We start from the raw sequence: 5,672 nt of genomic DNA on the forward strand, positions 1-5,672 counted from the left end.
AGGCGCGGCTGCCGCCGGCCTGGACCGCGGCGCTGCCGGCAGGGCTGCCGCTGCAGTGGCGCGACGACCTCCCCGCACAGGTGCACGGGCGCGCGCAGGCCAAACGCCTGCTGTTGAACAAGCGCCTGCTGCGCGACTGGATGGCGGCAGAGGATCCCGACACCGATCCTGCCGTCGATCCGTCACGGCGGCCGGCGCTGACCGCCTTGCTGCACGAACTGGCGCATTTCTACGACCGCGCCGCGGCCGGGCATCTGTCCTCCGATCCGCGCTTGCTGGATCTGGCCGGCTGGCAGGTCAGCCCGATGCGCCTGGGCCTGCGCCGCGGCCAGAACCGGTTCACCGAGCGCAGCCCGGATCGCTACGAATTGCAGTCGCCGGCCGAGTTCGTGGCGGTGAATCTCGAGCACTTCCTGCTCGATCCGGACTACGCCTGCCGGCGGCCGGCGCTGGCCCGCTACTTCGCCGCGCGCCTGGCATGGACGTCACCGGCGAGCGCATGCGCGCCCGGCCAGGTGTTCGTGCAGGACCCGCTGGCCGACGCGGCCGCCTTGCTGCAGGTGGACCCGGCGCGGATCTACGCGGTGGACTACCTGCTGGCCGAAGGCAACGCGCAGCCGATGAGCCACTGGGGCCACAGCATGTTGCGCCTGGTGATCTGCGCGCCGGGGCGGCCGCTGGGCCCGGCATGCCGGCTGGACCTGGCCGAGCACCGGGTGCTGTCGTTCCGCGCCTTCGTCGACGACGTGCAGATTTCCAACCTGCGCGGGCTCACCGGCTCCTACCCGTCGCGGCTGTTCGTGCTGCCGCTGCGCCAGGTGGTGGACGACTACACCCAGGTGCAGTTGCGCGGCCTGCAGTCGCTGCCGCTGCGGCTGTCGCGCGAAGAGATCGCCGCGCTGCTGGAGCGTGCCGCGCAACTGCACTGGAGCTACGACGGCCGCTACTACTTCCTCAGCAACAACTGCGCGGTGGAGACCTACGCCTTGTTGCACGACGGCGTGCCGCGGTTGGCGGCCGCGCACCTGTCCGGGATCAGCCCGACCGGATTGCGCCGGCGCCTGGTACGGGCCGGCATCGCCGATGCATCGGTACTCGACAATGCCGACGCGGCGGTGCGGGAGGGCTATTACTTCCCGGCGGCGAGCGCGCACTTCGCGGAGATGTTCGCGGTGGCGCGCAGCGGGCTGGCGCTACCGGCGCGCAATGCCGACGCGTGGCTGGACCTGCCGGCCGCACAGCGCGCGCCGTGGCTTGAGCGTGGCGACCTGCGTGCCAGTGCCGCCTTGCTGCTGCTGGAGAACGCCGCCCGCCGCCGCGCCGAGCAGCGCGGTCGCGATGCGTTGAAACGGCGCTATCTGGGCAAGCCGCTGCCGACCGCGGTGGCCGATGCGGGCGAGGGTGATGCGGGTGCCGACACGCGTGACGCCGCCAGCGCGGTGCGTGCCGTGCTGGCCGAGCAGGGGCTACTGAGCCAACCGGCGAGCCTGCTGCAGGGGCAGCCGGGCTATGGCCTGCCGCAGGCGCAGGAACGTGCCTGGCTGCAGGTGCAGGGACAGGCACGGATCGCGGCGCTGCACGACGACGGCGCCGCGCTGCAGACGCGCCTGCGCGGATTGCTGCCGGCGCCGCTGCAGGCGGACCTGGCGCAGATCGATGCCAACCTGGCGACGCTGGGCGCACGCCTGCGCACGCTCAATCGCGAAGGCGGTGGACTGCAGTTGGATTCGCCGTCGCTGTTGCGGCAGCGTGGTGGGCAGCCGTAGCGCAGCGTGCGGGCTTGCGATGCGAGGCGATCGAAGGGAACTGGATCGCGCGTGCGGTTGACGGCGGCGCGGTCGCGGCGTGAGTCCGCAGCACCTGTGCGTCGCAGGCGCAGCCGTGTTCGCATGAAGGAAGACTGATAGCTCCATGGGTCGGGACTGAAGTCCCTCCCACAGAAACGCGGCGCAGCTTCCAACCCATTTATGTAGGGGCGGCTTCAGCCGCGACGAGCGAAGACGCGAAGCAGGCCGATGTCGATGGCCGTCAGGGCTGACGCCGATGCCCGCAAGGGCGCCACCTTGCCGGCCGGCAAGCCGTCATCATGGCAACTCGAGACCGACATCCTCGCCGTAGCGGCGCAGCCAGGCGTCGCGCGGCGGGTCCTGGCGGTATTGCGTACGCAACTTCGCCCAGGCCTGTTCGTTGCCGTCGCAGTACTTGGCCATCGCCTGCTCCAGTTCGCGCCGCCGCGCCTTGTCGTAGGGCTCCTCGCCGGCGAAATGGTTACAGGTGTCCTGGCGGGCGACGAAGGCGCGGATCGGCTCGGGCAGCGTGCAGAAACCGTCGTGGTGCTCGGGATCGACCGCGTCGGGAATCGTGCACGCGGGCTTGGGGGCGGCCGCCGTGGCCGGCGTCGCCGGCGCGGCGAGCGCCAGCACCGGCAAGACCAGCAGCAGGCCGAGGCAGGCGGGCCGCGGCACATGCGCGGCGCTGCCTGTGCGGGAGACGTGGGTGACACGGCGCCCGCGCATGGGCTCAGTCGGCGCGGCCGGCGAACTCGCCGGTGGTGGTGTTGACCAGCACGCGCTCGCCGTTGCCGATGTACTCCGGCACCATGATCTCGATCCCGGTGTTGAGCTTGGCCGGCTTCGGCCGCTTGGTGGCGGTGCCGCCCTTGAGCTCCGGCGGGGTTTCGATCACTTCCAGGGTCACGCTCTGCGGCAACTGGATCGCCACCGGCTGGTCGTCGATGACCTGCACGTAGATGCCGCTGAGGCCGTCGGTGATGTAACCCGCATCGGTGCCGATCGCATCGGCGTCCAGGGTGTAGGGGGTGTAGTCCTCGTCGTCGAGGAACACGAAGGCCTCGCCGTCCTTGTACGAGAAGGTGGCCTGGCGGCGCATCAGCTCGACTTCGCGCAGGTCGTCGTCGCCGTCGAAGCTGGCATCGAGCTTGTTGCCGCCCGGCACGCTGTACATCACGAAGCGGAAGCGCACGTTGCCGCCGCGGCCCTGCGGCGAGCTGCGCTCGATGTCGCGGATCTGGTACACGCCGTTGTTGTACTCGACGACGTTGCCTTTCTTGATTTCGTTGGCTTTCATGAGGGCTGGGAATCGGGAATGGGGAATGGGGAATCGAAACAGGGTCAAGCAGGCGGAGAGGATCAGCGGAAGGGAAACGCCGTTGCGATTCCCCATTCCCCATTCTCCATTCCCCGCTACTTAGGCGCCAACCGCACCGCGCCGTCGAGGCGGATGGTTTCGCCATTGAGGTAGCGGTTGCGCAGCAGGAACATCACCGTGTCGGCGAATTCGTCCGGGCGGCCGAGACGCGAAGGATACGGGATCGCCGCGGCCAGCGACTGCTGCACGGCCTCGGGCATGCCGTCGACCATCGGGGTCCAGAAGATGCCCGGGGCGATGGTGTTGACGCGGATGCCGAAGCGCGCCAGTTCGCGCGCCATCGGCAGGGTCATCGCCACCACGCCACCCTTGGAGGCGGCGTAGGCGGCCTGGCCGATCTGGCCCTCGTAGGCGGCGACGCTGGCGGTGTTGACGATGACGCCGCGCTCGTCGTCCTCGCCCGGGGCGTTGTGCTGCATCAGGTCGGCGGCGGCCTTGGCGACGTTGAAGCTGCCGACCAGGTTGACCATCACCGTGCCCTGGAAGGTGGCCAGCGGCATCGGCGCTTCCTTGCCGAGCACGCGGCCGGCGCCGAGGATGCCGGCGCAGTTGACCGCGGCATTGAGGCCGCCGAGGAAATCGCGTGCCGCCGCCAGCTGCGCCGCCACCTGGGCCTCGTCGCTGACGTCGGTGCGCAGGTAGCAGGCCCGCTCCGCACCCAGGGCGGCGACCGCGGCCGTGCCCTTGTCGTCGTTCAGATCGAACAGCGCGACCTTGCCGCCTTCGGCGACGATGCGTTGTGCCACCGCCAGGCCGAGGCCGGACACGCCGCCGGTGACCACCGCTTTCAGATCGGCAAGCTGCATGGATGTTCCCTCCCAGGAAAACGCCCAGTTTAGAGGCTGCCGCCCCATCGCGGCGAGATCGGCGATGGGCCGCGGCGCGCAGGTCCGTCGCCGGGTAAGGAACTGCCGCGGCTCAGCCCTCGGCGGCCAGCGCCTGGCCGACCTTGCTACCGGTTGGACGGCCCAGTTTCTGCGCCAGCCAGCGGCCGGTCGCGGCCAGCGCTGGCAGGTCGATGCCGGTCTCCACGCCATTGCCGTGCAGCAGGTAGACCACGTCCTCGCTGGCCACGTTGCCACTGGCACCCTTGGCATATGGGCAGCCGCCGGCGCCGGACACCGCGGCATCGACCACGCGCACGCCTTCTTCCAGGCAGGCGGCGATGTTGGCCAGGGCCTGGCCGTAGGTGTCGTGGAAGTGCACCGCCAATGCGTCCATCGGCACCACGGCGGCGACCGCGCGCAGCATCGTCCGCGCCTTGCCCGGCGTGCCCACGCCGATGGTGTCGCCCAGCGAGATCTCGTAGCAGCCCATCGCATGCAGCCGCTGCGCCACCCGCACCACGTCGGCCAGGGGGACGTCGCCCTGATAGGGACAGCCGAGCACCGTGGACACGTAGCCGCGGACCTTGACCCCGTCCGCCGCCGCGCGCTCCAGCACCGGCGCGAAGCGCGCCAGCGATTCGTCGATGCCGGCATTGGTATTGGTGCGGTTGAAGGCTTCCGAGGCGGCGGTGAACACGGCCACCTCGCGAACGCCGACCGCGGCCGCGCGTTCGTAGCCCTGCAGGTTCGGCACCAGCACCGGATAGTCCACGCCCGGCACCTGCGCGATGCCGGCGTAGACCTCGGCCGCGTCGGCCAGCTGCGGGACCCATTTCGGGCTGACGAAGCTGGTCGCCTCGATGCTGCGCAGGCCGGTGCGCCCCAGCCGCGCGATCAGCTCGATCTTGTCTTCCGTGGCGACCCAGGCCTTCTCGTTCTGCAGGCCGTCGCGCGGGCCGACTTCGACGATGCGTACGCGGTCGCTCATTCGCGGAATTCCTGCGCCGTTGGCCGGGCGCTGCGCACGAAGCGGGAAGCAAAGAGGGTCATGGGATTCCTGATGAAGAGATGCGGTGAAGCAGCGGCATGCATGGCTGGCGCCAGGTGCGCTGGCGCAACGCGGTAGCGCGGATCAGGCCGCTGCCGTGCGGTGGCAGACCGCTTCGATGTTGTGGCCGTCCGGATCCAGCAGGAACGCGCCGTAGTAGTCGGGGTGGTAGTGCGGGCGCAGGCCCGGCGCGCCGTGCTCGCGGCCGCCGGCGGCCAGGCCGGCACGATGGAACGCGTCCACCTGCGCGCGGCTGGCGGCGACGAAGGCCACGTGCACGCCATTGTCGCCGGCGTCGCGGCCGCCATCGGCGATCCAGAAGCTGGGCTTGCCGTCGCGACCGAAACCGACATGGCGCTGGCCGCCGCTTTCCTCGGCGCTCACCTGCATCACCACGTCCAGCTCCAGCGCGGCCAGGGCGGCGCGGTAGAAGGTCAGGCTGCGGTCGAGGTCGCTGCAGCGCAGGCCGAGATGGTCGAGCGGGTTCATGGGCTGGCCCTCCAGGCCGGTTCGCGTTTCTCCAGGAACGCATTCAGCCCTTCCTGGCCTTCGGCCGAGACCCGCAATTGCGCGATCAGGGCGGCGTTGGCCTGGTCCAGCGCATCGCGCTCGCCACCGGCGGCGACCCG

The 5,672-nt window shown here is 70.5% G+C and carries 6 protein-coding genes and 1 pseudogene; 1 reads left to right on the forward strand and 6 read right to left on the reverse strand.

Annotated features, from left to right (window positions below; all coding sequences use genetic code 11):
* The first annotated feature begins 8 nt into the window (after positions 1 to 8).
* A complete protein-coding gene (locus D588_RS0112815; RefSeq protein WP_081613547.1) occupies positions 9 to 1,766 on the forward strand; it encodes a DUF4105 domain-containing protein in 1,758 nt (585 codons plus the stop codon).
* A gap of 318 nt (positions 1,767 to 2,084) precedes the next feature.
* On the opposite strand, the gene D588_RS0112820 is transcribed toward D588_RS0112815, so the two are convergent.
* From D588_RS0112820 to D588_RS24710, 6 genes and pseudogenes are all read right to left on the reverse strand, one after another.
* Positions 2,085 to 2,516 carry a hypothetical protein gene (locus D588_RS0112820; RefSeq protein WP_017916262.1) on the reverse strand — a complete coding sequence of 144 codons (432 nt, stop codon included), beginning with the start codon at positions 2,514 to 2,516 and terminating at the stop codon, positions 2,085 to 2,087.
* 4 nt (positions 2,517 to 2,520) lie between these two features.
* The gene (yeiP, locus tag D588_RS0112825) at positions 2,521 to 3,087 is read right to left on the reverse strand and encodes an elongation factor P-like protein YeiP (protein ID WP_010343353.1); all 567 of its coding nucleotides are present in this window, start codon (positions 3,085 to 3,087) and stop codon (positions 2,521 to 2,523) included.
* A 116-nt stretch (positions 3,088 to 3,203) separates the two neighbouring features.
* Entirely contained in the window at positions 3,204 to 3,974 is a 771-nt protein-coding gene (locus D588_RS0112830; protein ID WP_017916263.1) for an SDR family oxidoreductase, read from the reverse strand.
* Between the two features lie 112 nt (positions 3,975 to 4,086).
* Positions 4,087 to 4,983: a hydroxymethylglutaryl-CoA lyase gene (locus D588_RS0112835; protein WP_017916264.1), complete on the reverse strand. Its 897-nt coding sequence runs from the start codon at positions 4,981 to 4,983 to the stop codon at positions 4,087 to 4,089.
* Between the two features lie 144 nt (positions 4,984 to 5,127).
* The gene (locus D588_RS0112840; RefSeq protein ID WP_017909132.1) at positions 5,128 to 5,532 is read right to left on the reverse strand and encodes a VOC family protein; all 405 of its coding nucleotides are present in this window, start codon (positions 5,530 to 5,532) and stop codon (positions 5,128 to 5,130) included.
* Positions 5,529 to 5,672: pseudogene (locus D588_RS24710) on the reverse strand (enoyl-CoA hydratase/isomerase family protein); the annotation flags it as partial. The gene D588_RS0112840 and the pseudogene D588_RS24710, both read right to left, overlap by 4 nt.

Source organism: Xanthomonas sp. SHU 308 (genome assembly GCF_000364645.1).
GTDB classification, from domain to species: Bacteria; Pseudomonadota; Gammaproteobacteria; order Xanthomonadales; family Xanthomonadaceae; genus Xanthomonas_A; species Xanthomonas_A sontii.

Bases quoted from the DNA above. Each gene is read 5' to 3' on its own strand.
- D588_RS0112820 (WP_017916262.1), bottom strand. From the start codon at position 2,516: ATGCGCGGGCGCCGTGTCACCCACGTCTCCCGCACAGGCAGCGCCGCG.
- yeiP (WP_010343353.1), bottom strand. From the start codon at position 3,087: ATGAAAGCCAACGAAATCAAGAAAGGCAACGTCGTCGAGTACAACAAC.
- D588_RS0112830 (WP_017916263.1), bottom strand. From the start codon at position 3,974: ATGCAGCTTGCCGATCTGAAAGCGGTGGTCACCGGCGGCGTGTCCGGC.
- D588_RS0112835 (WP_017916264.1), bottom strand. From the start codon at position 4,983: ATGAGCGACCGCGTACGCATCGTCGAAGTCGGCCCGCGCGACGGCCTG.
- D588_RS0112840 (WP_017909132.1), bottom strand. From the start codon at position 5,532: ATGAACCCGCTCGACCATCTCGGCCTGCGCTGCAGCGACCTCGACCGC.